The sequence below is a fragment of the Pseudarthrobacter sp. CCNWLW217 genome (genome assembly GCF_037203985.1).
In the GTDB taxonomy this organism is placed as follows: domain Bacteria; phylum Actinomycetota; class Actinomycetes; order Actinomycetales; family Micrococcaceae; genus Arthrobacter.
In genome coordinates, this window is sequence record NZ_JBBCBT010000010.1 from 160,720 (window position 1) to 184,586 (window position 23,867).

A 23,867-nucleotide genomic window follows, 5' to 3' on the forward strand; every position below is an offset into this window, starting at 1 on the left:
GGGCGGCGGGGCGGGGACTGGCCGGTCGCTGCGCTCCCTCGCTTCTGCCCCCGATTTCTGGGCGCGGGGGGGGGGTGGACACGCTGGGCGCGCCGGCCGCCGTCGTCATCCTTGGGGGAGCGCTGGTCAGTTGACCGCGCCGGTGTACTTCTCGCCCGGACCCTTGCCCGGAGCGTCAGGGATGATCGACTCTTCGCGGAACGCCAGCTGCAGCGAACGCAGGCCATCGCGCAAGGGGCCGGCATGCTGGGACCCGATTTCCGGGGCGGCGGCGGTGACCAGCCCGGCGAGGGCAGTGATGAGCTTCCGGGCCTCGTCCAGGTCCTTGAGTTCCTCGGCGTTGTCCTCGGCAGCGAGGCCAAGCTTCACTGCGGCTGCGCTCATGAGGTGGACGGCCGCGGTGGTAATAACTTCGATGGCCGGAACTTCGGAGATGTCTCGGATTTGCTGGGCGACGTCCCCCTGGGCGTCGGCAGCCTGGTAAACGTGTGAATTACTGTCTGGGGTGCTCATACTGGTAAGCTTGTCACAGACCGACTGGATGTCGTTATTTGTTATGGATGATCCCCACCGGCGCTGGGATGCGCTGAGCGGGTTTTTTTCTGTAGAATGGCAGCCAGTTTGCAAGCGGAGTCCTCTCCCACCCGCGTCAGCCGTTTTCCCGAAGGAAGTATTTCCATAGGAAGCAAGGTTGCCGGGTACCTGGTCGGGCGTCACCCAGCTTTTGCGGGGATGATGCGTGCATCCTCCGCGGAGGACCGCACATCCGATCTTCGAGGCCTTCGATTGCTCCGGCAATTGGGGGCCTTCTCTATTTTGCCGGTGGAATACCCCACAACAATCACAGGAGCTTTAACATTAGCGAGCCAAGAATCAATGAGCGTATCCGCGTCCCCGAGGTGCGGCTGGTCGGCCCTGCAGGTGAACAGGTAGGAATCGTCCGTATTGAGGATGCCCTGCGTTTGGCTGCCGAGTCCGACCTTGATCTCGTTGAAGTTGCACCTCAGGCGAAGCCTCCGGTGTGCAAGCTGATGGACTTCGGCAAGTACAAGTACGAGGCCGCCGTCAAGGCACGTGAAGCCCGGAAGAACCAGACGAACACAGTTCTGAAGGAAATCCGGTTCCGCCTGAAGATTGACACCCACGACTACGAGACCAAGCGCGGGCATGCACTGCGCTTCCTCGGCGCGGGTGACAAAGTCAAGGCAATGATCCAGTTCCGCGGCCGCGAGCAGCAGCGTCCGGAGATGGGCATCCGCCTGCTCCAGCGCTTTGCTGACGACGTCGCTGAGGTTGGCGTTGTTGAGTCCAGCCCCCGCATCGACGGCCGGAACATGGTCATGGTTGTGGGTCCGCTGAAGAACAAGGCAGAAGCCAAGGCAGAAGCACGCCGCGCCACGCAGCGTGCGGAGGCCAAAGCGCAGAACGAAGCCAAGGCCACAGGACGCATCGACGTCTCCGGCGACGACCAGGCACCGTTGACGCAGTCACTGGCTGATCTTCTCCCGGAAGGTTTCGCCATCACCACGGAGCCCGAGACCGAGGCACCCGAGGTTGAGGCGCCGGTTGAAACTCCCGCTGAAGCCGCCCCCGCAGCTGAGGTTCCCGTCAAGGAGGCCGCACCGCAGGAAGCCCCGAAGCAGGAAGCACCGAAGGTTGAGGCCCCGAAGGCTGAAGCTCCCAAGGCGGCAGCCCCCAAGGCAGCACCGGCGCCAGTCAAGGCTCCGGAAGCCCCCAAGGCGCCCGCTGCAGCAAAGGTTCCGGAAGCGGCCAAGCCGGCCGCAGCGGTTCCGGCCCCGGCAGCGCCGAAGCCCGCCGCCGTCCCGATGCCGAAGCCTGTGGCACGGCCCGCAGCGCCGAAGCCTGCTGCGCGCCCCGCCCCCAAAGCGGCGCCGAAGCCGGCTGGCAAGAAGACTACTTAGTTCATAGCTGCCGGAGGCTCTCCTCCGGCAGCAAGCAACCAGCACGCCGCCCGCAGGGGCGGCTGCACGAAAGAACTGCAGACCCTGTCTGCGGATACGTAAGGAGATCGGTTCCCATGCCGAAGATGAAGACCCACAGTGGTGCTAAGAAGCGCTTCAAGCTGACCGGCAGCGGCAAGCTGCGCCGCCAGCAGGCCAACCGCCGCCACTACCTCGAGCACAAGTCCTCCAGGCTGACCCGTCGCCTTGCCGGCGACAAGATCGTCTTCAAGGGCGACGCCAAGGTCATCCGGAAGATGCTCGGCATCTAATTTCCAAGTTTTTTGGCCGCCTGCCTCCTGGCAGCAGCCACCTACCATAAAGCCTTCTCAGGCCGGCCGGGTTTCCGGTAGTAGACGCTTGGGATCAGATTTGAAGGAGTACGCACGTGGCACGTGTGAAGAGGGCGGTAAACGCCCACAAGAAGCGCCGGGTTATCCTCGAACGCGCAAAGGGCTACCGGGGACAGCGTTCACGCCTGTACCGCAAGGCCAAAGAGCAGCTGCTGCACTCGTTTGTGTACAGCTACGGTGACCGTAAGAAGAAGAAGGGCGACTTCCGTCGCCTGTGGATCCAGCGTATCAACGCTGCATCCCGCGCCAACGGTCTCACCTACAACCGCCTGATCCAGGGCCTGAAGGCCGCTGAGGTCGAGGTTGACCGCCGCATGCTGGCCGAGCTGGCCGTCTCCGACGCCAATGCTTTCGCCGCGCTGGTGAAGATTGCCAAGGACTCCCTGCCCGCAGACACGTCCGCTCCCGCCGTCCAGGCTGAAGCTCCCAAGGCCAAGGCAGCCAAGGCTCCGAAGGCTAAGGCTGCAAAGAAGCCTGCTGCTGACGAAGCCGCGGTCTAACAGCCTCCCGTTCTGGGTAGTTCGAGAACCTGCTTGAACAGCAACTAAGGTTCTTATATGAACGAAACCGGGCGCCCGCAAGACCTTCCACTCTCAAACCCCCGAGCTGATCGGGTCAGGGACGTGGCAAGGCTTGCCGGGCGCCCGGCCCGTTTAAAGCGGGGCCGGTTCCTCGCCGAAGGCCCCCAGGCTGTACGCGAAGCCCTGCGCCTCCACCAGCAGCGGCTGGCCGCCGGCGCGCCGGGAGTGGTGCACGAGGTCTTTGCCAGCGAAGCTTGCCTCGACCGCTACCCGGAGTTCGAGGACCTCGCCGAAGGGACATCCGCGCGGCTGGCGACCGACGACGTGCTGGCCGCCATGGCGGACACCGTCAATCCCCAGGGCATCATCGCAGTTTGCGGCTTTGTTGACGTCAGCCTGGAGGAAGTGCTCGACGCCGGTCCCCGCCTTATCGCGGTCCTCTGCCAGGTCCGGGATCCCGGCAACGCCGGAACAGTGCTGCGTGCAGCCGATGCCGCGGGAGCTGACGCCGTGGTCCTCACCGGAGCCAGCGTGGACATCTACAACCCCAAAGCCGTCCGGTCAACGGCCGGTTCCCTGTTCCATCTGCCGGTGGTCCTCGGGGCCGACATTGACGAGGTTGCCTCGGCGTGCCGTTCCCGGGGGATAGGGCTGCTGGCCGCGGATGGCTACGGCACCCTTAACCTGGACACCCTGCAGGACGAGAATGCAGCCCGACGGCTGGGTGCGTCCGCCGCCGAGTCGGCCTACCCGCTGGAAAGCCCTACGGCCTGGTTGTTTGGAAACGAAGCACAAGGGCTTTCGGAGGCTGAACTCGCCCTCGCTGACCACCGCGTGGCAGTGCCTGTCTACGGGGCGGCCGAGAGCCTCAACCTCGGTACGGCAGCAACGGTCTGCCTTTATGCCAGCGCACGGTCCCAACAGGGCGGCCTGCCGGTATCGTCCGCAGCGGCAGCATCAGCGGGTTGATCCCGCGGGACTGTGGCCTGGACTTTCGATCCGCAACTTTAAATGGCAGGGCCCCGGATGTTCATCCGGGGCCCTTGCGGTGAAATTCTAAATAGTAGGACGGGAATCAGGGTGCGCGCGTGCTTTTGCTGCGTCCCGTGATTGCGCCGTAGACGCCGGCGACTACCAGGCCGCCAACGATGGCGAGGATCCACGTGCCGAGGTCAAAGAATGCAAGGTCGCCCCTGTTGAAGAGCAGGCTGCCAATCCAGCCGCCTACAATTGCACCAACCACACCAAGAACAAGGCTGGTGACCCAGCCGCCGCCCACTCTGCCGGGCATTACGGCCTTAACAATGGCCCCCACTATGAGGCCGAGAATAATCCAAGCAAGAAAACCCATGTCTCCTCCTTATTTATTCGCCGGGACGAAATCTTCCCGATATTGCATCAAGCTAACACACAGCCCCCTTATTGTCAGTAGCCTTACGGCCCGTAAGGGGTGCGTGTCCCACACCTCGGCAGGTACGGTGTTCATGGGCGGAGCCGTGGCCGGCGCCGCGTTTTTCCTGTCCCAGCCCTGTAATCCTTAAGAGGTGAAGCCCACGTGGCTGCAACTGGCGGTACCAAGGCGATCGTCGCGGCCCTTGCCGCAAACCTGACAATCGCCGTCCTCAAATTCGTCGCATACATCCTGACACTTTCGTCCTCGATGCTCGCCGAAGCCATCCACTCCCTGGCTGACTCCGGCAACCAGATCCTGCTGCTGGTGGGCGGCAAGCGGGCCAAGCGGGCCGCAAGTCCCGAGCACCCCTTTGGGTACGGGCGCGAGCGCTACATCTACGCCTTCATCGTTTCCATCGTGCTGTTCAGCGTCGGCGGCCTCTTTGCCCTCTATGAGGCGTGGGAGAAACTGCAGCACCCGCATGCCATCGAAGGCGCCTTCTGGTGGGTTCCGCTGGCAGTCCTGGTGGGCGCAATCATCGCGGAGTCCTTTTCCTTCCGCACCGCAATCATCGAATCGAACCACGTGCGAGGGAAGCAGACCTGGGTCAGCTTTGTGCGTACCGCGAAGCAGCCCGAACTTCCCGTAATCCTGCTCGAGGACCTCGGCGCCTTGGTTGGCCTTATTTTTGCCCTTTTCGGCGTGGGGCTCACCCTCCTGACCGGCAACGGTGTGTGGGACGCCATCGGCACCGGCATGATCGGCATCCTGCTGGTGCTGATCGCCGTCGTTCTTGCTCTCGAAACCAAGTCGCTGCTGCTGGGTGAATCTGCCAGCAAGGATAACAGCGACAAAATCCACCGCGCCATCGAGTCTGGTGGGACGCGCGTTATCCACCTGAAGACCCTCCACCTTGGTCCGGAAGAACTGCTTGTGGCGGCGAAAATTTCCGTCGGCGCAGCCGATGCAGGCCGTGACATCGCTGCGGCCATCGATGGAGCAGAGGAAAGGATCCGGGCGGCGGTTCCGATCGCCCGCGTCATTTACCTGGAACCTGACCTCCACCGTGCGGACACCGGGGGCACAGCGCCATCGGAAGCCCCGGCCGGCAAAGCGGGGGAGCAGGACGCCAAAGCCTGAGTCTGCCATGGGACATAGCCCTTGGCCGCTGGCCGCCGATTCACTGGATCAGGCGGTCAGCGGTTTTTTGCGTTCCAGCAGCCCGCTGATGATGGCCACACCCAAGCCAAGGATGGCAAGGACGGCTCCTACAAGGGCTGGAGCAACATAGCCCCAGCCCCAGGCGATCACCACACCCCCCAGGAAGGCGCCCAGTGCGTTGGCGACGTTCAGCGCCGCGTGGTTGAGGGAGGAAGCGAGTGAAGGTGCGTCCGGGGAAGCATCCAGCAGGCGGGTCTGCAGTGCCGGTACCAGCATCGAGCCGGCCGCACCCACAACAAACACCATGACAAACGCGGACCACGGCCATTGCGCAGCGACGGCATAAACCACCAGCGCCACGGCGATGCCGGGCAGCACCCGGTAGATGGTTCCCATTACGGACCTGTCGGCGATCCGGCCACCCACGATATTGCCGGCGACCATGCCCAGTCCATAGAGTGCGACCACCAGCGGGATCAGGGACGACGGGATGCCTGCCACTGATGTCATGGTGTGGGCTATATAGGTGTACGTGGCGAAAAAGCCCCCGAAGCCGACAATGCCAATCAGGATGGCCAGCCAGACCTGAAGCCGTTTCAGCGCCCCGAGTTCGCGCCGGATGCTGGCATCGGGGTGCGCCGCCTGGAATGGCACGAACCTCCAGAGCAGCGCCAGGGTCAACAGTCCGATGGCCCCCACCAGGACAAACAGCAGGCGCCAGCCGAATGCTTGGCCCACCCACGTGGCCAGCGGCACGCCGACGACGTTGGAGACAGTCAATCCGGCCATCACCATGGAGATGGCCCACCCCCGGCGGGTGGGCGACACGAGCGACGCGGCGATGACAGCCGCAACACCGAAGAACGCGCCGTGGGGCAGACCGGCGGCAAAGCGGGAGACCAACATGGTGCCGTAGTCCGGGGCCAGGAACGAGGTCAGGTTGGCAAGGCTGAAGAAGAGCATCAGTCCAAGGGCCAGGTGTTTCCGCGGCAGTTTGGCTCCGACTGCGGCCAGCAGGGGTGCGCCCACCACCACGCCCAGGGCGTAGGCAGAAATGAGGTGTCCGGCTTCCGGCGTGCTGATGCCAAGGCCCACTTCCACTTCCTTGAGCAGGCCCATCATGGTGAACTCTGTCACGCCGATCCCGAAGCCTCCCATCGCCAGAGAAATGATGGCGGGCGCGATGCCGGGGGACTGGGTCTTCCGGGCGGTGGGTGACTGGATGACGCTGCTCATGTGCCTGCTTTTTCGAAAGGGGAGTGGATTGTGGTGCACGCCCGCGGGCGCCTCATCAATTGTCCCCCATAGACTGGAAGGGTGACTGGACGGATACAGGTAGTTGGCGGCGCAATCCTTGACTCGTTAGCGGAGCCCACCCGGATGCTGGTGGCCAGGCGGACGGCTCCTGAGCAGTTCGCCGGGCTCTGGGAGTTCCCCGGCGGGAAAGTGGAAGCCGGCGAACAAAGCGAGGCCGCACTGCACCGGGAACTCAGGGAAGAACTGGGCGTCGAGGTCCGCCTCGGGGAGGAACTGCCCGCCGCAACGCCCGATGGCTGGCGCCTGAACGAGCGCGCGAGTATGCGGGTGTGGCTTGCGGAAATTTCCGACGGCGAGCCCCGGCCGCTCGAAGACCACGACCTGCTGCGGTGGATCAGCACCACCAACCGTGACGAAGCTCTCAGCCTTCCGTGGATCCCGGCCGACTTCCCGATTGTCCGGTCCCTCTTGGAATCCTTGGGCACGCTCGTGGGTTCAAGCGCTCCCCGCTGAACTATTTCCCTCAGGCGTTCGCTAGAACAACGTGGGCTGCTGCTTAAGGCCGGAGGCGGCCGGTGGGGAATCTGTAGCTGACTTTTCCTGTGTACCGGCAAAGTGGGCAGGCGGAATGCTCCCGGCGGGATACTGTGCTTCCTCGCCGCGGGGATCGTCCTCAAGGTCACGGTGGCTGAAACCGTGGCCGCTTGAAAAGCCATGCCGCTGCTTGAAGTAGCGGACCTTTGCCGCCAGCCACGCGCGGTATTCCTTGGAGGCGTAGGATCCCGTGCCGTAGAGGCGCCGGTACCTGCCAGCCAGCTCCGGGTGGTTCTTGGCAATCCACTGCATGAACCATTCCCGGGTGCCCGGCTTCAGGTAGAGGGCTCCGGCGGTGACGCCCGTAGCTCCCGCGGCAGCCAGGGAAGCGAACAGGGAATCCAATGCTTCATCACTGTCCGAGAGCCACGGCAGGATGGGCATGGCCATGACACCGCAGGGGAGCCCGGCATCGCGTAGCCGGGAGACGAGTTTCAGCCTTGCCCTCGGGCCTGGAGTCCCCGGCTCCACGGCCTCAGACAATGCTTCGTCCGTCATGGCAAGCGAGATGCCGACACCCACCGGCACCTGGGCGGCAGCCCTCTTCAACAGCGGAATGTCGCGGGCCAGCAGCGTCCCCTTCGTGAGGATGGACAGCGGGGTGCCGGAGTCCGCCAATGCGGTGATGATGCCCGGCATGAGCTGGTAACGGCCCTCCGCACGCTGATAGGGGTCGGTGTTGGTGCCGAGGGCCACCTGATGGCGGCCCCAGGAAGGCTTGGCCAACTCTTTCCGGAGGACTTCTGCGGCATTGACCTTGACCACCACTTGGCTGTCGAAATCGAGGCCGGCGTCGAAATCGAGATACGTGTGGCTCTTGCGTGCAAAACAATAGACGCAGGCATGGCTGCAGCCACGGTACGGGTTCACCGTCCACTCGAACGGCATCCTTGAACCGGCAACCACCTTGTTGAGCACCGATTTGGCAGTGACCTCATGGAAGGTGATGCCGGCGAACTCGGGAGTGGTGACCGAACGGACCAATCCGGCGAGGGGGAGCAGGGCCGGTGATGCCACCCTTCCGGCGTCATTGCCGGGCCGCGGCATCAGTGCTTGTGCATCCCATCTCATGCCTCTATTCGAAGATATGTTCGAACTTAAGTCAAGGATGGGTGCGGTACGGCGAGCCGAAAAGAGTTGAGTCAGCCTGAATCAGGTCCCCTGCTGTGAAGGTGCGGGGAATGAATCGATGAGCCGGAGTCCCTGCTTGCCCCATTCGATCTCCGTCTCCGCCCTGGCGATCAGCCCCTCATAGGTGAAGATCTTGTACTCCAAAGTGCGTCTACGGTCCTGCTCGGGGGTTGCTGCCAACCTCTTGTTCAGCATTTCATTGGTGGCTCCGCGCAACTCTGCGATCATTCCGGTCCACTGAGCCCGCCGCATCGTGTGGTAATCGATATGGGCCTGCATGTGCTGCCTGGCCGCGCTTGGCTCGGCCCACTCCAGGTAGGCGGCCTTGAGGTGGACCGGATCGCGCTCGCGGGAGTACTCCAAGGGTGTGTTCATCCACTGCCGGAAGGCGTCGCGGCCTTCGGACGTGATGCGGTATTGCGTCTTCTTCCCGTTGGGTCCCCAGGAGATTTCCTCCGCCTCGAGCAGGGCCTCCTTAGCCATCTTCCGTAGTTCGGGGTAGATCTGCGAGTCCGGAGCGTGCCAGACGAAAGCAACGGAGGACTCGAACCGTTTGGCCAGGTCGTAACCGGTCATTGGCTCGACGGTGAGCAATGCCAAAAGCGCGTAGCGAAGACTCATGGGGAATTCCTTTCGAGGTCTTGTCAACTAACTATATCTATAGATAGTGTGTGACCCAAGCCACCATCTATGTAGATAGATAGTTGCACTCAGAGAACTGCTCCCACATCAGCATGTGACCCCGCAGCAGATGTTTGCCAGCCCCCGAAAGAGGTCAAAGATGACTGTGCTCCAATCCACTGGTTCCACCACCAACAAAGTCCTGGGCTATCCCTTGAACGCCTGGTACGTTGCCGCCTGGGACCACCAGGTAACCCGGAAGCCCTTGGCCCGCCGGATCGCCGACCGCCCCTTGGCCCTCTACCGGACGGAGGACGGCCAGGCCGTCGCACTGGCCGACGCTTGCTGGCACAGACTGGCCCCGCTCTCCATGGGCAAAGTAGTGGGCAGGGATGAGATCCAGTGTCCGTATCACGGCATCCGCTATAACTCGGCGGGCCGCTGTACGTCGATGCCGGCCCAGGAGAGCATCAACCCCTCGGCCACGGTGCCTTCCTTCCCGGTAGTGCAGCGCCATCGTTTTGTGTGGGTCTGGCTGGGCGACCCAACCCAAGCGGATCCGGGCCTTGTTCCCGATATGCACCAAATGGACAGCCCGGACTGGGCTGGCGATGGGGAGACGATCTTTGCTCCGTGCAACTACCAGCTGGTCCTGGACAACCTCATGGACCTTACACACGAGGAATTTGTCCACGCCTCCAGCATCGGCCAGGAAGAGCTGAGCGAATCAGAGTTTGTGGTCACGCACGACGACCGGACGGTAACCGTCTCCCGATGGATGCTCGATATCGAGGCCCCGCCGTTCTGGCTCAAGAACCTGCGTGACAAGTTCCCAGGCTTCGAAGGCAAGGTGGACCGTTGGCAGATCATTCGCTTTGAGGCGCCCTCGACCATTCGCATTGACGTCGGCGTTGCCAAGGCCGGCACAGGCGCCCGGGATGGCGACCGCAGCCAGGGCGTCAACGGTTATGTCATGAACACCATCAGCCCGGAGACATCAAAGTCCTGCCACTACTTCTGGGCCTTCATGCGCAACTACTGCCTGGACAGCCAGCTCATCACCACGCAGCTTCGCAACGCCGTGCATGGCGTGTTCGGTGAGGATGAAGCAATGCTGGCCGCTCAGCAGGCTGCCATTGACGCCAACCCGGATTTCGAGTTCTACAGCCTGAATATCGACGCTGGCGGCATGTGGGTCCGCAGGATGATTGAACGGATGCTCCAGGCAGAGGGCCGCATGGTGGCGGCACTCTGAGCGACCACGGACTTCAAGGGGAAACACCATGGCAGCAACCAACAACGAAATCTGGCAGTCGGCGACGGTCGTGGCTGTCTTGGACGTGGCCACAGGCATCCGCCGGATTGAGCTGGAACCGGCCGAGCCGAAGCATGCAGAGCCCGGATCGCACATCGATCTCAGCGTGATGATCAACGGGGCGACGGAGAAGCGCTCCTACTCGGTCGTTGAATCCATTGATGGCGGGAAGAGATTGGCCATAAGCGTCTTCAAAACCCCCGTTTCGCGAGGCGGATCCATCTTCATGCACGCGCTGAAGCCCGGCGACACACTTCGAATCACCCAACCGCTGCAGAATTTTCCACTGCGCGTCGGGGCCAAGCGATACGTCCTCCTGGCCGGGGGAATTGGGATTACGGCCATTATGCAGATGGCCACGGTGCTTCGAAATGTCAAAGCCGACTACACCCTGGTCTACGCCGGCCGGACGGTACCCGCGATGGCCTACCTGCAGGATTTGCGGGATCTCCACGGGGACCGGTTGCAGATCCACGTTGACGACGACGGTGGCAGCCTGGACGTCACAGCCATGGTTGCCGGCCTCGATATGGAAACAGAACTGTACATGTGCGGGCCCATCCGGCTGATGGATGCTGTGCGCCGGGCTTGGGCCGAGCGGGAACTCAACATGCCGAATCTGCGCTACGAAACCTTTGGCAACTCCGGGTGGTACGACCCCGAGGAGTTCCTGGTCCGTATTCCGCGGCTGGGAGTTGAGGCGAAAGTGGGGCAGGGCCGCTCCATGCTCGAGGCGCTGGAGGACGCCGGAGTGGACATGATGTTCGACTGCCGCAAGGGCGAATGCGGACTGTGTGAGGTTCGCATTCTGGATTTGAAGGGCGTCGTGGATCATCGCGACGTCTTCTACAGCGAACGCCAGCAACATGCTGCCCGCAAAATGTGCTGCTGTGTCTCGCGCGCCGTCACCTCTGCCACGGGCTACCGGGAGGACGCTGCAGCCTCCGCGTCATTGGCGGTCGTCACGATCGACGTCTCCTGATCGCGCCTGCTTCGGCACTTCGTGCATCAACTCAAACGGGTTGCGGACATCTCCGCCGCCCTCAACAGAACCAGCTCCCACTAGGGAACTCCTGACTCCAAGGAATACAAGATGGATCTACGCGAACGTATCGACAGGTCCCGGATGTCGCCATACCAATGGTTGATCATCGGGATGTGCGTGCTGCTCAACGCCCTGGACGGCTTCGACGTCCTGGCAATGGCTTTCACGGCCAACGGTGTCACCAAGGAATTTGGCCTTACGGGCTCCGAACTGGGTGTCCTCTTGAGCGCGGGCCTCGTAGGCATGGCCATTGGATCCCTCTGCCTCGCCCCCATCGCTGACGTCATCGGACGGCGGCCGATGATTCTGGCTGCCGTCGGAGTGGCTGGCCTTGGCATGGTGCTGGCAGCCACGGCCGCAGACATGCTGCAGTTGGGCATCTGGCGCTTTCTGACGGGCCTGGGTGTGGGTTGTATCCTGGCCTGCACCAACGTCATCGCCAGCGAATACTCCTCTAAGCAGCGCCGGGGTCTGAGCATTGGGATCTATACGGCCGGCTACGGCGTCGGCGCAACTCTCGGAGGTGCCGTCGCCGTCTACCTCCAGAGCCAGTACGGCTGGCGTTCCGTCTTTGTTTTCGGCGGTATCAGCACGCTCAGCATCCTGGTATTGCTGCTGTTCGTGCTCCCTGAGTCTGTCGACTTCCTCGTGACCAAGCGGCCCCGCAACGTCTTGGACCGGCTCAATCGAATTGCACGCAAAACGGGCCACCCCGAACTCGCCGTCCTGCAGGACGTTGCTGTCCCGGCCAGGAAGAAGCCAAATCCCGTCTCCGACCTCATGTCGCCCGCCAACCGGCGTTCCACGCTGCTGCTCTGGTTGGCCTTCTTCGCCACAATGTTCGGCTTCTACTTCGTCAACAGCTGGACTCCCCGTCTCCTGGTCAGCGCCGGCATGACCGAGAGCCAAGGCATCACCGGCGGGTTGATGCTCACCTTGGGCGGAATTTTCGGAGCCCTCCTGTACGGCGTGATAGCCACCCGGTGGAACAGCAAAATTGTCCTTGTGGTCTTTACCGTTCTCTCGGCCATCATGATGGTCGTCTTTATTTCGGCCGCTTCTGTGCTCATGCTCGCTTTTGGCGCAGGCATACTGGTGGGTGTGCTGATCAACGGCTGCATCGCCGGACTCTACACACTTGCTCCTTCCCTCTACCCCGCGTCCGCCCGCAGCACAGGCGTCGGCTGGGGTATCGGCGTCGGACGTATCGGGGCCATCCTTGCCCCGCTGATCACAGGCGCCCTCCTCGACGCGTCGTGGTCCGCCGTGCAGCTATACCTCGCCGTCGGTGCCGTAGTACTTATCAGCGCTGTCGCTGTTGGAATGATCCGGTCCAAAGAGCCAGTGGCGAAGGAAGCGTCATTGGAGGAACTCAGCGGAGTCTGACCATATCTGCCAACTGCACTGGCTCCTGACGGCTTCCTGACGCCGAGAGCCAGTGCAGTCCCGGACTGCCTTCAGGCCTGCAGTTCCCACACCACGGTGACGCTGGCGCCGACGCTCGAATGGCCGGCCTCCACACTGATGGCGTCCGTGGCTACGGCCCGCTCGAGCCTGGCCACAGGAACCGGGCCGGATGAGAGGGGGTGCTCGGCAACGGACACCACCGCGCCAAGCCTGGCTGAAGCGAGGGATGCAAACTGTTCGGCCGCAGCCGCGGCATCCTGCCACGCAGCTTCCCTGGCACGTGACATCACAGCGGATTCATCCGTGAAGCCGAGCTCCAGGCCGTTGAGGCGGACGTCGTCGCCGCCGGCCTCAACCACGTCCGCGATGACCGTGGAGGCAGCGCCCATCTGCCGGAGGCGGACCGTGAGCATGCTCGACGCCACATAACCGGCCACTTTCTGGCCCTCCCCGTCGCGCCAAATCAGCTCCGGCCGGACGTTCAGCCCGGACGTCCGGATGTCCGCGTCGCCAACGCCGTACTGCCGGAGTACACCGGAGACAGCGGCGGACGCCGTGCCTGCAGCCGCGTAGGCAGCACCCACGCTGTCCCGCCGGCACTCGACGCCGACGGAAATCGTCAGCAGGTCAGGGGGCGCCTCGGCCGATCCTGTTCCCGTCACGGTGATGGTCCTGGTCTTCGCGCCGGCCATGGTCAAACCTCGATTCCACCGGCACTGTGCGGAGCCGGCCTAGGTGTCCTGATGTCAACGTAGCCGCCGGCCTCCAGGCCGGCCAGCTTTTCGAAGAAGTTCGCCGACCCCGGATTTCCAGTCCGGAACTGCGACCAGCCGGCGGCCAGGAAATACAGCGGAAGGAAGGGTAATCCCAGGCAGCAGGCGTACTGGCTGCAATGCTTTTCCTCATGGCCCAGAAGTGCCGCGTTGGAGGCCAGCCGTTCAGCGGAGGTGCGGCAGATGATCACATTCCCCACGGCGAAAGCCCCTGCGTGCGGCAGCCTCCACCGATAACCGGCAGCTATGACCAGTCCCCGTGGACCTTGGGTGATGGCGGTTCCCGCAGCCCGGGCAATACCGAGCCCCAGCAGCGTGGTGCCGTTGGCCAGGTTGGCGATTTGCCGCGCCCGCTGGCCTGCCGTCAATGGCCGTGCTCCTGCCAGGCGCCGCCGCAGTGTCATGAGGCCATGGTAGCCGGAGCCTTCAATTAGACTGGAGGATAGTGGCCGCCGGCAGAACTCCCACGGGTAATGTTCTGGCGGTCCTGACCTGGCCATTGAGTGCATTCATGCCGCATGGATTCACTTTCGTGGCCTGCCAGTGACGGACGCGCTGCCGGGAAACCGTGTGGGGCTGCCCTGGTCATTGAGGAAATACGTCAGCCCCGACTCGTAGCTAAGAACAGTAGATGACTGAAACTTTGCCGGGCGCCGCCATCCCGAACCCTACGGATGAAGCCGCCATCACTGCCGCTGTAGACCAGGCCATCGCCGCCATTGCCGGCGCCGGCTCCCTCGACGAACTCAAGGCGGTGAGGCTTGCCCACACTGGAGAGAAGTCACCGCTCAGCCTGGCCAACCGGGAAATCGGTGCTCTGCCGAAGGACCAGAAAGCCGTGGCCGGCAAACTGATGGGTTCTTCCCGGGGCCGGGTGAACAAAGCGCTCGCGGACCGCACGGCCGAGCTGGAAGCCGAAAACGACGCGCGGATCCTGCTGGAAGAAACAGTTGATGTCACCGCCGCGCCGCGCCGTCGTCGGGCCGGAGCCCGGCACCCGCTGTCCACGCTGCAGGACCGCGTGGCGGACATCTTCGTGGGCATGGGTTGGGAAATTGCCGAAGGCCCCGAGGTGGAATCCGAGTGGTTCAACTTCGACGCGTTGAACTTCAAGCCGGACCACCCGGCGCGTGAAATGCAGGACACGTTCTTTGTGGAGCCTCCCGAGGCCCACCTGCTGATGCGCACCCACACCTCCCCGGTGCAGGTCCGCTCCATGCTGGAGCGCGACGTACCCATCTACGTGCTGTGTCCGGGCAAGGTGTTCCGGACCGATGAACTCGATGCCACCCACACCCCGGTGTTCCATCAGTTCGAGGGCCTGGCCATCGATAAGAACCTCAGCATGGCTGACCTCCGCGGAACGTTGGAGCACTTCGCCCGGCAGATGTTTGGCGACGAAGCCCAGATCCGGCTGCGCCCCAACTACTTTCCCTTTACCGAGCCCTCAGCCGAACTGGACATCTGGCACCCTGGCGCCAAGGGCGGCCCACGGTGGATCGAATGGGGCGGCTGCGGCATGGTCAACCCGAACGTCCTCCGGGCCGCCGGCATCGACCCGGACGCCTATTCAGGTTTTGCCTTTGGCATGGGCATCGAGCGCACACTGATGTTCCGCAACGAAGTGGGCGACATGCGCGACATGATCGAAGGCGATGTACGTTTCAGCGAGCACTTCGGGATGGAGATCTAACAGTGCGTATCCCACTTTCCTGGCTGCGGGAATTCGCAGCGGTACCGGCCGGAGCAACGGCCGAAGACGTCATGGCCGAACTGGTCAAGGTCGGCTTTGAAGAAGAAGAAGTCCATCGGCCCACGGACACCCTGCAGGGTCCCATTGTGGTGGGCCAGGTCCTGAGCATCGTCAAGGAACCCCAGACGAACGGCAAGACCATCAACTGGTGCCAGGTCCGCGTGGTCCCCGAAGGGCAGGAGCAATCCCTGTCCGGCGAGGGTATCGATCCGTCCGGCGTGCAGGGGATCATCTGCGGCGCCCACAACTTCGTGGAGGGCGACAAAGTGGTGGTCACGCTCCCCGGCGCCGTCCTGCCGGGAGACTTCCGCATCTCCGCCCGGAAGACGTACGGCCACCTGTCCGCCGGAATGATCGCCTCTGTCCGGGAGCTGGGCATCGGCGAGGACCACGACGGCATTCTGGTCCTGTCCCGGATCGGACTGGATCCCGAAATCGGCACCGACGCGATGGACCTGCTGGGCCTCTACGACGAGGCGGCCGAGATCAACGTGACCCCGGACCGTGGTTACGCGTTCTCCATCCGCGGTGTAGCCCGTGAATACGCGCACGCCACCGGAACCTCCTTCACGGACCCGGCCTCCAAGGTCCAGGCACCGGCCGAGCTCTCCGGCGGCTACGGCGTCAAGCTCAACGACGACGCTCCCATCTACGGCAAGCCCGGCTGTGACCGCTTCGTGGCCCGGACTGTCCGTGGCGTCGACGCCACCAGGCCCACGCCCCCGTGGATGACCTCCCGGTTGCGGCTGGCTGGCATCCGGTCCATCTCGCTGCCTGTGGACATCTCCAATTACGTCATGCTGGAGCTCGGCCAGCCCACGCACTGCTACGACCTGGACAAGCTTTCCGGCGACATCGTGGTGCGCCGTGCGGTGGCGGGGGAGAAGATCACCACCCTGGACGATAAAGAGCGCACGCTCGACGTCGAGGACCTCCTCATCACCGATGGTTCCGGCGCGATCGGCATCGCCGGCGTGATGGGCGGCGCCGCCACCGAGGTGAGCGATTCGACGTCGAACGTCCTGGTTGAAGCGGCACACTTCGACGAGGTGTCCATTGGACGCTCGCGCCGCCGCCATAAGCTGCCGTCCGAAGCGTCCAAGCGCTTCGAACGCGGCGTGGACTGGCAGGTTGCCGGCATTGCCGCCCAGCGTGTTGTTGACCTGCTCGTGGAACTTGCCGGCGGCGTCGCCGACGAGGCCGGGACCGACGTCGGGACCGCGCCGGACGCGGTGACCATCGCCTTGCCTGCGGCGTTCCCCGCCCAGCGGATCGGCATCGACTTCACCGAAGAGCAGATCACCACCTCGCTGGTGGATCTTGGTGCAGTAGTCGAAAAGGCCGACGGCGGATGGACCGTTACCGCCCCCAGCTGGCGCAACGACCTGGAAACCAAAGAGGACCTCTCCGAGGAAATCGCCCGGCTGGTGGGGTACGACAACATCCCCGCCACCCTTCCGGTGGCACCTCCGGGACGAGGGCTGACCCGTGTGCAGCAGCAGCGCCGTCGACTCATCCAGGCATTGGCCGATGCCGGTCTGACCGAAGTGCTGGCCTACCCGTTTGTCTCCAAGGCCGCCAACGACACGTTCGGCGTCGCGGAACAGGGCGCCGACCGCAGCGCGGTTAAGCTGGCCAACCCGATCAGCGAGGAACAGGGCTACCTGCGGACCTCCATCCTTCCCGGGCTCATTGAGGTTGCCAAGCGGAACCACTCCCGCGGCTTCCGGGACCTGGCGCTCTTTGAGTCGGGCCTCGTTTTCCTGCCCGGCGACACCGTGGGTACTGCCTCCATCCCGCCGCTGGGCGTCAAGCCTGCCGACGAGGTGCTGGATGCACTGTACGACGGCGTGCCGGACCAGCCGCTGTACGTCGCCGCCGTCCTGACGGGCCACGATTCACCGGCGGCTGCGGGCCACACCCCCCGCATGTGGGACTGGTCGGACGCGCTGGACATCGCCCGGCTTGCCGGGGACGTCCTGGGCGTCGAAATCGTGGTCAGCCAGGGTGCGCACCAGGCGTTCCACCCCGGCCGTGCCGCGCAGCTTTCGCTGCGGACCGGCGAAGTGGTGGGTTACGCCGGCGAGCTGCACCCGAAGCTTCTTGCCGCGCATGACATGCCGGCCCGCTCGGTGGCGCTGGAATTCAACGCCGACGCCCTCTTCGAAGCCGCAGCCGACGTCATTGTGGCCCGCCATATCTCCACGTTCCCCGTGGCTACCCAGGATGTGGCGCTGGTAGTGCCTAGGGACATTCCGGCGGACCACGTCCTTGAGGCGCTCCGGGAGGGAGCCGGGGAGTTGCTGGAGGATGTCGCGCTGTTCGACGTCTACGTCGGGAAGGGCATTGAGGAAGGCAAGAAGTCGCTGGCCTTCGGCCTGCGTTTCCGTGCGACGGACCGCACGCTGACGGCCGACGAGGCGTCGGCCGCACGCGAAAGCGCGGTGGCCCTGGCCGCCGAGCGCTTCGGTGCCGTCCAGCGCTAGCTGACTGACGTGGAGTCCGGGCTCGTCCTGCAGGCCGTGGATCTCCGCGGCCCCCACGCGGACGGTCCGGACTCAGACGCGCAGCTGCTCGAACCCGTGGAGGCCGCCCGGGCGGCGTCCCTGGAGCCCCGTGCACGGACACGCTTTGTCGCGGGCCGGGTGGCCCTGCGCCGTTTCGCCGCGGACCTGCTGGAACTGCAGGCGGGTGATCTTGAGGTGCGATATTCCTGTCTTCGCTGCGGCTCCGGACCCGACCTAGCCCACGGCAGGCCTGGCTACACCTACAGGGGAGAGCCGTTGCCGCTGCTGCTGAGCATGGCGCGGACGCAACAGTGGATCCTCCTGGCAGGGCTGCCGGCACGAGTTGCCGGTATGCGGCTGGGTGTGGATGCCGAAGATCCCTCGCGGCTGGACTTTGACGGTTTCGACGCCGTGGCGCTCAGCGCCGCTGAACGGCGCGCCGTCGGAAATCTGTCCGGGCCGGGACTGCTGCGTGAACGTGCCCGGCTCTGGGCCCGGAAAGAGGCCTGGCTCAAAATGACCGGCGAAGGACTCCGGGCGGACCCGGGCGCCGTCGACGTTCTCGACAAACCCGGGATCACAGACCTCGACCCGGCGGACACAGGCTTGCCCGGGGCATTTGTTGCCGCTGTTGCCCTCGACGGGTAGTCGGGCCGTTCCGCTAGCCGGAGGCGTGCCGCCCGCGCATGGGCAGCGGCGGCAGGGCCTCCTCAAACAGCCAAGGGTGCAGCAGCGTCTCGGAGTCGAGGCCCGCTACCCGGTCCGCCATCAGGATGAACTCCGCGGTGGACACCGAACCGTGCTGGTGGGTCCGGGTCCATTCCTGCAGTAGCGCAAAGAAAGCCAGGTCACCGCACCGCAGCCGCAGTGCGTGCAATGCCAGGGCCCCCCGCTTGTAGACGCGGTCATCGAACATCAGCTCCGGACCGGGATCCCCGATCACCAGGTCCTGGCCCGCGGAGGAGAGCCTGCGCCAGGCGGCTGCCGCCCGGTCGCCTGCGGTCATCAGGCCGGCGGCTTCTGACCAGATCCACTCCGCGTAGCAGGCAAAACCCTCATGCAGCCAGATGTCGCTCCACCCGCTGGCGGTCAGCGAATTCCCGAACCACTGATGTGAGAGCTCATGGGCGATCAGGCGCTGGGAATCCCAGTCCGGGCTGAGGTGGTTCCGCCCCAGGATGGACAGGGTCTGGGCCTCCAGCGGGATCTCCAGGACATCGTCGGCAACCACAACTGTGTACTCGGCGAACGGGTAGGGCCCAAAGCAATTGACAAACGTGCGCATCATCTCCGGCTGCAGGCGCAGCCCCTGCAGGGCCGTGCTGGCCAGGCCTGCCGGAACAGCCGCCGACTGCAGCACACCGCCGGGCGTGTCCCCGGGGTCCAGGATCAGGGACCCGTACCGGCCGATCTGCACTGTGGCCAGGTACGTGGCCATCGGCTCTTCCTGCTCATAGGTCCACGTTTCGCGGCTGGCCCTGATGCTGTGCCCCACCAGCCGGCCGTTGCAGACGGCACGGTAATTGGCATCGGTGGTTACGGTAATCCGGTAGCTTGCCTTGTTCCGCGGGTGGTCATTGCACGGAAACCAGGAGGGGGCGCCGTTGGGCTGACCGGCCACCAGCACGCCGTCGGTAAGCTCTTCCCAGCCCACTTCACCCCACAGCCCGCGGCGGGGCGAGGGGTTGCCTTCGTAGCGTATGTCCAGCAGGAAGGTGTCTCCCGGGGCGAGATCGGCCTCGAGATGCACCACCAGTTGTTCGGCGCGCTGGACAAAACGCCGGACCCGGCGCCCGTTGAACTGCACCTTGGTGGCCCGGAGGCCCACAAAGTCCAGGACGACGGCGGACGCCTGGCGTGCGGCTGTGGCGTGGAGGACGGCCCGGCCGTTGAGCCGGTTGGCAGACAGCCGGTAATCCAGGTCCAGTTCATACCGCGAAACGCTGTAGGCATTGGTGCCATGGCCCGGCATATAGCGGTCGGACCGCAAGCCGGCCTCGGCCGTTCCCACGGCGGCTTCGGAGCTTGCTGGTTCTGTGAAACTCATGGGGACGGGCCTCAATTTGCAACGGTGGCGGACTAGCGGGTACTTACTTCAGGCGGGGTACGGGAACATCGGGACCCTGCCAGGGACTGACAGGATTGCCCATCCAGTACGTCCCGGCGGGAACGGTCTCCCCGCGCATCACCAGCGATGCCGGACCCACGGTTCCGCCTTTGCCGATCCGTGCCTGTGGGAGGATGACGCCGTGCGGGCCCATGGTGGCTCCCTCCTCGAGCGTAACAGTGTCGATGCTCATGATCCGGTCATGGAACAGGTGGGTTTGGACCACGCAGCCGCGGTTGACCGTGGAGTTGGCGCCCAGGGTTACGAGGTCCGCTTCCGGCAGCCAATAGCTCTCACACCAGGTCCCGGAACCTATCCTGGCCCCCAGTCCGCGGAGCCACCACACCAGCGCCGGCGTTCCGCTCGCCGCCCGGGCAAACCATGGGGCGCTGACCATTTCGATAAAGGTATCCACCACTTCATTGCGCCAGATAAAGGAACTCCAGAGGGGATGTTCTCCGGCCTGGATCCGGCCCACCAGCAGCCACTTGGCCACTACGGCGCTGCCAGCCGCCAGGGCGCCTGCCAGCAGCATGACGAACCCGCCCAGTGCCGCCGCAACGCCGTAGCCAAGGTTGGTGGCCAGCCAATCGAAAGCCAACAACACGCCCGCGGCGAGTCCCACCGTCAGGACCACTGGAACAAAGCGGCACAGCTCCCAGAGGGCCCGGGCCACTTTCAGCCGAATCGGCGGCTGGAACGTCAACGTACTGTCTGAGGCGATGGCCGTGCGGCGCAGCCTCACAGGAGGGCTGCCCAGCCACGAGGTCCCGGATTTTGCCTTGGAGGGCGTGGCGGACAGCACGGCTACAAGGGAGTTCTTTGGGACATTCCGGCCGGCTGCCGTCATGCCGGAGTTCCCCAGGAAGGAACGCTTGCCGATTTTCGCGGGTGCGATCTTAAGCCAGCCACCGCCAAGTTCGTACGACGCCACCATGGTGTCGTCGGCCAGGAATGCTCCTTCACCAACGGTGGTCATCTTGGGCAGGAGCAGTACGGTGGACGCCTCCACGTTCTTGCCGATGCGGGCACCGAGCAGGCGCAGCCAGACAGGTGTGAAAAGGCTGGCGTAAATGGGGAAGAGGAGGTCCCGGGCCAGGTCCAGGACCCGTTCAGTGGCCCAGACCTGCCAACCGATCCGGCTCCGCACCCGGTAATAGCCTTCCTTCAGTCCGGTTCCCAGCAGCCGGGTAGTGCCCAGGATCAGCAGGAGATTGGCGCTGAACCAGGCCAACGCGGCCAGCGGCAGGGATGCGAGGAGCTGCGGCCACGCTGCGGACAGGGAACTGCTGCCCTGGACAAAAAGGAAGATGACCGCGGCAGCTGCAGCCGCGGACACGTAGGGGATCATGGCGAGGACGGCGGATGCGGAGGCGAAGGCGGCGAACCACAGACGGCCCATCAGCCGGCTGCTGGCTGGCGTTTCGGGCCAGTCGTTTTTGGCCTTGCCGCGGCGGCAGGCCGGTGAACCTGCCACCACCTGTCCGGCCTTCACTTTGCCGAGCACTGCCGAACCTGCTTCGACCTGGCCGCCGGCACCGATGCTGGCACCGGGCATCAGCGTGCTGCGCGCGCCCACCGTTGCCCCGGCGCCCACGTGGACCGCTCCGATCCGGACGTGGTCGCCGTCAATCCACCACCCGGAAAGGTCAACCTCGGGCTCGATGTTCGCTCCGCTGCCCAAGGACAGCAGGCCGGTCACCGGCGGCAGCGAATGCAGGTGCACATTGCTGCCGATTTTCGCTCCGAGGGCCCTGGCGTAGTAGGGCACCCACGGCGCGCTGGCAAGGCTGACGGCGCCAGCCAAGTCCTGGATCTGTTCGGCCAGCCAGAGCCTCAGGTGCACCTTCCCGGAGCGGGGGTAAGTTCCCGGGCCTACGTTGCGGAGCAGCAATCGGGCCGCGGCGATGGAGAGGCCCATTCGGCCAAGGGGACTCACGAAGACCAGCCACGATGCCCCGACCCACCACCATGACACCGTGGGTGCGGCGGCGAAACCGGCCAGGCCGGCGAGGACGTTGTTTCCAGCCATGAGGTAAGTCAGCCAGCGCATGCCCACCAAAATGTGCAGGGGGACACCCATCAGCGTTTGGAAGACCTGGGACTTGCGGGCCGTCGGGCGGACAGTGCGTTCCTTGGCAGGTCCTGCGTTGACACCGTCCGGCAGGGATTGCCGGGCAGTGTCGATCAACGCGCCGACCCGAGGGGTGGCGTAAATGTCGGCGACCGTGACGGTGGGATAGCGGAGCCGAAGGGCGGAGACCAGTTGGGCGGCGGCCAGGGAGCCTCCGCCGTGTGCGAAGAAGTCGGCGTCCAGGCTTGCCACCGGGCTGCCGAGCACATTGGTCCACTGTTCGACGATCCAGGCGGCGTCATCCGGCAGGTTCAGTGGGGCGCTGTCACTTTCCGCAGCGCCGGATCCGGCGAGGGGCCACGGGAGTGAGTGCCGGTCCACCTTTCCGCTGGTTTTAGTGGGCAGCGATGTCACGACGGTCAACAGGGGGATCAGTGCAGCGGGGAGGCTGGCTGCCAGCAGTCCGCGTGCGGCGGCGAGGTCGGGCTCATCTTCTCCTGCGGGCGCGAGGTACCCCACCAGGACCTGGTTCCCAGCCGCCGTCGTTTGCACGGCGGCCGCTGCGCCTGCGACGCCCGGCAGGGCCTGCAGCGCGGCATCGATTTCTCCGAGTTCGATCCGGCGGCCGCCCAGTTTTACCTGTTCGTCGGCCCGGCCCATGAAGACAAGCCCGGCTGCTTCGTAGCGGACGAGGTCACCGGAGCGGTAAGCGCGTTGCCAGCCCAAGGTGGGCATCGGAGCGTACTTTTCCGCGTCCTTGGCTGGATCCAGGTAGCGGGCCAGTCCCACCCCTCCGATGATGAGCTCGCCGACGGCGCCCTCGGCCACCGGCACACCGTCGCCGTCCACCACGGCTAGGTCCCAGCCGTCCAGTGGCAAGCCGATCCGTACCGGCCCGGGCCCACCCAATTCGGCTGCACAGGCCACCACCGTGGCCTCTGTGGGTCCATAGGTGTTCCAGACCTCGCGGCCTTCCACTGCGAGCCGCTCTGCAAGCTCCGGCGGGCACGCCTCGCCGCCAAAAATCAGCAGCCGGACATTCTCCAGCGATTCTGCGGGCCAAAGCGCCGCAAGGGTGGGGACGGTGGACACTACCGTGATGCCGTGGCTGATGAGCCAGGGACCGAGGTCCATGCCAGTGCGGACCAGGGCACGCGGGGCCGGGACCAGGCAGGCCCCGTGCCGCCACGCGAGCCACATCTCCTCGCACGAGGCGTCAAAGGCCACGGAGAGCCCTGCCAGCACCCTGTCCTGCGGCCCGATCGGGTCCGCAGGAAGGAAGATCCTTGCCTCGGCATCGACGAAGGCAGCCGCCGACCTGTGCTGCACTGCGACGCCCTTTGGAGTTCCGGTGGAGCCCGACGTGAAGATGACCCAGGCGTCGTCGTCGGGCGTGGCAAGCCGTGCCGCGGGGAACGGTCCTTCCCTGCCTTTGGTCACGCTCAGGCCCTCACCGGTGATCATGCCGGCGATTTTGGCTTCGCCGAAGACCAGCCGGGCCCGTTCTTCCGGGTCGTCGGCATCAACGGGAACATAGGCGGCGCCAACGAGCAGGATCGCGAGGATCCAGACGTACAGTCCGTTCGTTCCGGACGGAATCCGGACGCCGATCCTGTCACCGGCACCGAGCCCCGCCAGGTGAAGTTCCCGGCCGGCGGAGCGTACGGCCGCCATCAGCTGCGCATAGCTCAGCGACTGGCGGCCATCATCCAGTGCGGACGCATCCGGATAGCGGTTGGCGGTTTCCTGCAGGATATCCACCAACGTCCGCGCCGGGGGTGATACAGCCGACCCGGGCAGCTGGGGCTGATATTCGGCAAGGCCGTCGGGCGCAGGGCCGCTGGTTTGTAGCTCGGTCACCCCTGCAGTCTCCACTGGCAAGGTGAACGGAAAG

General features: G+C 64.7%; 21 protein-coding genes. 12 read left to right on the top strand and 9 right to left on the bottom strand.

What is annotated here, in order from left to right; translation table 11 throughout:
* Positions 1-126 precede the first annotated feature (126 nt).
* The gene (locus V9L18_RS13360; RefSeq protein WP_310166219.1) at positions 127-513 is read right to left on the bottom strand and encodes a DUF1844 domain-containing protein; all 387 of its coding nucleotides are present in this window, start codon (positions 511-513) and stop codon (positions 127-129) included.
* A 386-nt stretch (positions 514-899) separates the two neighbouring features.
* Between V9L18_RS13360 and infC the strand changes: the two genes are divergently transcribed.
* The 4 genes from infC to V9L18_RS13380 all read left to right on the top strand — a co-directional run bounded on the left by infC (position 900) and on the right by V9L18_RS13380 (position 3,804).
* Positions 900-1,922: a translation initiation factor IF-3 gene (infC, locus tag V9L18_RS13365; RefSeq protein WP_337347650.1), complete on the top strand. Its 1,023-nt coding sequence runs from the start codon at positions 900-902 to the stop codon at positions 1,920-1,922.
* Positions 1,923-2,038: 116 nt separating this feature from the next.
* Positions 2,039-2,233, top strand: a complete 195-nt coding sequence (gene rpmI / locus V9L18_RS13370; RefSeq protein ID WP_009358635.1) for a 50S ribosomal protein L35 — start codon at positions 2,039-2,041, stop codon at positions 2,231-2,233.
* Between the two features lie 116 nt (positions 2,234-2,349).
* Positions 2,350-2,814 carry a 50S ribosomal protein L20 gene (rplT, locus tag V9L18_RS13375; RefSeq protein WP_337347651.1) on the top strand — a complete coding sequence of 155 codons (465 nt, stop codon included), beginning with the start codon at positions 2,350-2,352 and terminating at the stop codon, positions 2,812-2,814.
* 57 nt (positions 2,815-2,871) lie between these two features.
* On the top strand, positions 2,872-3,804 hold the full coding sequence (locus tag V9L18_RS13380) for a TrmH family RNA methyltransferase (RefSeq protein ID WP_337347652.1): 933 nt from the start codon (positions 2,872-2,874) through the stop codon (positions 3,802-3,804).
* 106 nt (positions 3,805-3,910) lie between these two features.
* On the opposite strand, the gene V9L18_RS13385 is transcribed toward V9L18_RS13380, so the two are convergent.
* Positions 3,911-4,186: a GlsB/YeaQ/YmgE family stress response membrane protein gene (locus V9L18_RS13385; protein WP_337347653.1), complete on the bottom strand. Its 276-nt coding sequence runs from the start codon at positions 4,184-4,186 to the stop codon at positions 3,911-3,913.
* A 204-nt stretch (positions 4,187-4,390) separates the two neighbouring features.
* Here V9L18_RS13385 and V9L18_RS13390 point away from each other — a divergent pair, with 204 nt between their 5' ends.
* Complete coding sequence (locus V9L18_RS13390) at positions 4,391-5,368, top strand: cation diffusion facilitator family transporter (RefSeq protein WP_337347654.1); 978 nt, start codon at positions 4,391-4,393, stop codon at positions 5,366-5,368.
* A 48-nt stretch (positions 5,369-5,416) separates the two neighbouring features.
* On the opposite strand, the gene V9L18_RS13395 is transcribed toward V9L18_RS13390, so the two are convergent.
* Positions 5,417-6,625 carry an MFS transporter gene (locus V9L18_RS13395; protein WP_337347655.1) on the bottom strand — a complete coding sequence of 403 codons (1,209 nt, stop codon included), beginning with the start codon at positions 6,623-6,625 and terminating at the stop codon, positions 5,417-5,419.
* 81 nt (positions 6,626-6,706) lie between these two features.
* On the opposite strand from V9L18_RS13395, the gene V9L18_RS13400 reads away from it, so the two are divergent.
* On the top strand, positions 6,707-7,159 hold the full coding sequence (locus V9L18_RS13400; protein WP_337347656.1) for a (deoxy)nucleoside triphosphate pyrophosphohydrolase: 453 nt from the start codon (positions 6,707-6,709) through the stop codon (positions 7,157-7,159).
* Between the two features lie 21 nt (positions 7,160-7,180).
* On the opposite strand, the gene V9L18_RS13405 is transcribed toward V9L18_RS13400, so the two are convergent.
* Positions 7,181-8,311, bottom strand: coding sequence for an Rv2578c family radical SAM protein (locus V9L18_RS13405; RefSeq protein ID WP_337347657.1), 1,131 nt, complete (start codon positions 8,309-8,311; stop codon positions 7,181-7,183).
* An 81-nt stretch (positions 8,312-8,392) separates the two neighbouring features.
* Positions 8,393-8,992 carry a PadR family transcriptional regulator gene (locus V9L18_RS13410; RefSeq protein WP_337347658.1) on the bottom strand — a complete coding sequence of 200 codons (600 nt, stop codon included), beginning with the start codon at positions 8,990-8,992 and terminating at the stop codon, positions 8,393-8,395.
* 160 nt (positions 8,993-9,152) lie between these two features.
* Here V9L18_RS13410 and V9L18_RS13415 point away from each other — a divergent pair, with 160 nt between their 5' ends.
* The 3 genes from V9L18_RS13415 to V9L18_RS13425 all read left to right on the top strand — a co-directional run bounded on the left by V9L18_RS13415 (position 9,153) and on the right by V9L18_RS13425 (position 12,738).
* A complete protein-coding gene (locus V9L18_RS13415; protein WP_337347659.1) occupies positions 9,153-10,247 on the top strand; it encodes an aromatic ring-hydroxylating dioxygenase subunit alpha in 1,095 nt (364 codons plus the stop codon).
* Positions 10,248-10,275: 28 nt separating this feature from the next.
* On the top strand, positions 10,276-11,289 hold the full coding sequence (locus V9L18_RS13420; RefSeq protein WP_337347660.1) for a PDR/VanB family oxidoreductase: 1,014 nt from the start codon (positions 10,276-10,278) through the stop codon (positions 11,287-11,289).
* Positions 11,290-11,400: 111 nt separating this feature from the next.
* On the top strand, positions 11,401-12,738 hold the full coding sequence (locus V9L18_RS13425) for an MFS transporter (protein WP_337347661.1): 1,338 nt from the start codon (positions 11,401-11,403) through the stop codon (positions 12,736-12,738).
* Positions 12,739-12,809: 71 nt separating this feature from the next.
* On the opposite strand, the gene V9L18_RS13430 is transcribed toward V9L18_RS13425, so the two are convergent.
* Together V9L18_RS13430 and V9L18_RS13435 are read right to left on the bottom strand one after the other, a co-directional pair.
* Positions 12,810-13,451 carry an SIMPL domain-containing protein gene (locus V9L18_RS13430; protein ID WP_337347662.1) on the bottom strand — a complete coding sequence of 214 codons (642 nt, stop codon included), beginning with the start codon at positions 13,449-13,451 and terminating at the stop codon, positions 12,810-12,812.
* Positions 13,452-13,453: 2 nt separating this feature from the next.
* Positions 13,454-13,936: a hypothetical protein gene (locus V9L18_RS13435; RefSeq protein ID WP_337347663.1), complete on the bottom strand. Its 483-nt coding sequence runs from the start codon at positions 13,934-13,936 to the stop codon at positions 13,454-13,456.
* Positions 13,937-14,163: 227 nt separating this feature from the next.
* Here V9L18_RS13435 and pheS point away from each other — a divergent pair, with 227 nt between their 5' ends.
* Genes pheS through V9L18_RS13450 form a run of 3 tightly spaced genes read left to right on the top strand, consistent with a single transcriptional unit; the run spans position 14,164 to position 18,440 of the window.
* Complete coding sequence (pheS, locus tag V9L18_RS13440; RefSeq protein WP_337347664.1) at positions 14,164-15,225, top strand: phenylalanine--tRNA ligase subunit alpha; 1,062 nt, start codon at positions 14,164-14,166, stop codon at positions 15,223-15,225.
* A gap of 2 nt (positions 15,226-15,227) precedes the next feature.
* A complete protein-coding gene (pheT, locus tag V9L18_RS13445) occupies positions 15,228-17,771 on the top strand; it encodes a phenylalanine--tRNA ligase subunit beta (protein WP_337347665.1) in 2,544 nt (847 codons plus the stop codon).
* A 9-nt stretch (positions 17,772-17,780) separates the two neighbouring features.
* Positions 17,781-18,440, top strand: coding sequence for a 4'-phosphopantetheinyl transferase family protein (locus tag V9L18_RS13450; RefSeq protein ID WP_337347666.1), 660 nt, complete (start codon positions 17,781-17,783; stop codon positions 18,438-18,440).
* A 13-nt stretch (positions 18,441-18,453) separates the two neighbouring features.
* Here V9L18_RS13450 and V9L18_RS13455 read toward each other — a convergent pair whose 3' ends face one another.
* Together V9L18_RS13455 and V9L18_RS13460 are read right to left on the bottom strand one after the other, a co-directional pair.
* Positions 18,454-19,839: a M1 family metallopeptidase gene (locus V9L18_RS13455; RefSeq protein ID WP_337347667.1), complete on the bottom strand. Its 1,386-nt coding sequence runs from the start codon at positions 19,837-19,839 to the stop codon at positions 18,454-18,456.
* A 43-nt stretch (positions 19,840-19,882) separates the two neighbouring features.
* Positions 19,883-23,833 (bottom strand): Pls/PosA family non-ribosomal peptide synthetase, encoded by a 3,951-nt coding sequence (locus V9L18_RS13460; protein WP_337347668.1) that lies wholly within the window; start codon positions 23,831-23,833, stop codon positions 19,883-19,885.
* Positions 23,834-23,867 lie beyond the last annotated feature (34 nt).

Bases quoted from the DNA above. Each gene is read 5' to 3' on its own strand.
- V9L18_RS13360 (WP_310166219.1), bottom strand. From the start codon at position 513: ATGAGCACCCCAGACAGTAATTCACACGTTTACCAGGCTGCCGACGCC.
- rpmI (WP_009358635.1), top strand. From the start codon at position 2,039: ATGCCGAAGATGAAGACCCACAGTGGTGCTAAGAAGCGCTTCAAGCTG.
- V9L18_RS13380 (WP_337347652.1), top strand. From the start codon at position 2,872: ATGAACGAAACCGGGCGCCCGCAAGACCTTCCACTCTCAAACCCCCGA.
- V9L18_RS13385 (WP_337347653.1), bottom strand. From the start codon at position 4,186: ATGGGTTTTCTTGCTTGGATTATTCTCGGCCTCATAGTGGGGGCCATT.
- V9L18_RS13395 (WP_337347655.1), bottom strand. From the start codon at position 6,625: ATGAGCAGCGTCATCCAGTCACCCACCGCCCGGAAGACCCAGTCCCCC.
- V9L18_RS13405 (WP_337347657.1), bottom strand. From the start codon at position 8,311: ATGAGATGGGATGCACAAGCACTGATGCCGCGGCCCGGCAATGACGCC.
- V9L18_RS13410 (WP_337347658.1), bottom strand. From the start codon at position 8,992: ATGAGTCTTCGCTACGCGCTTTTGGCATTGCTCACCGTCGAGCCAATG.
- V9L18_RS13415 (WP_337347659.1), top strand. From the start codon at position 9,153: ATGACTGTGCTCCAATCCACTGGTTCCACCACCAACAAAGTCCTGGGC.
- V9L18_RS13420 (WP_337347660.1), top strand. From the start codon at position 10,276: ATGGCAGCAACCAACAACGAAATCTGGCAGTCGGCGACGGTCGTGGCT.
- V9L18_RS13425 (WP_337347661.1), top strand. From the start codon at position 11,401: ATGGATCTACGCGAACGTATCGACAGGTCCCGGATGTCGCCATACCAA.
- V9L18_RS13430 (WP_337347662.1), bottom strand. From the start codon at position 13,451: ATGGCCGGCGCGAAGACCAGGACCATCACCGTGACGGGAACAGGATCG.
- V9L18_RS13435 (WP_337347663.1), bottom strand. From the start codon at position 13,936: ATGACACTGCGGCGGCGCCTGGCAGGAGCACGGCCATTGACGGCAGGC.
- pheS (WP_337347664.1), top strand. From the start codon at position 14,164: ATGACTGAAACTTTGCCGGGCGCCGCCATCCCGAACCCTACGGATGAA.
- V9L18_RS13455 (WP_337347667.1), bottom strand. From the start codon at position 19,839: ATGAGTTTCACAGAACCAGCAAGCTCCGAAGCCGCCGTGGGAACGGCC.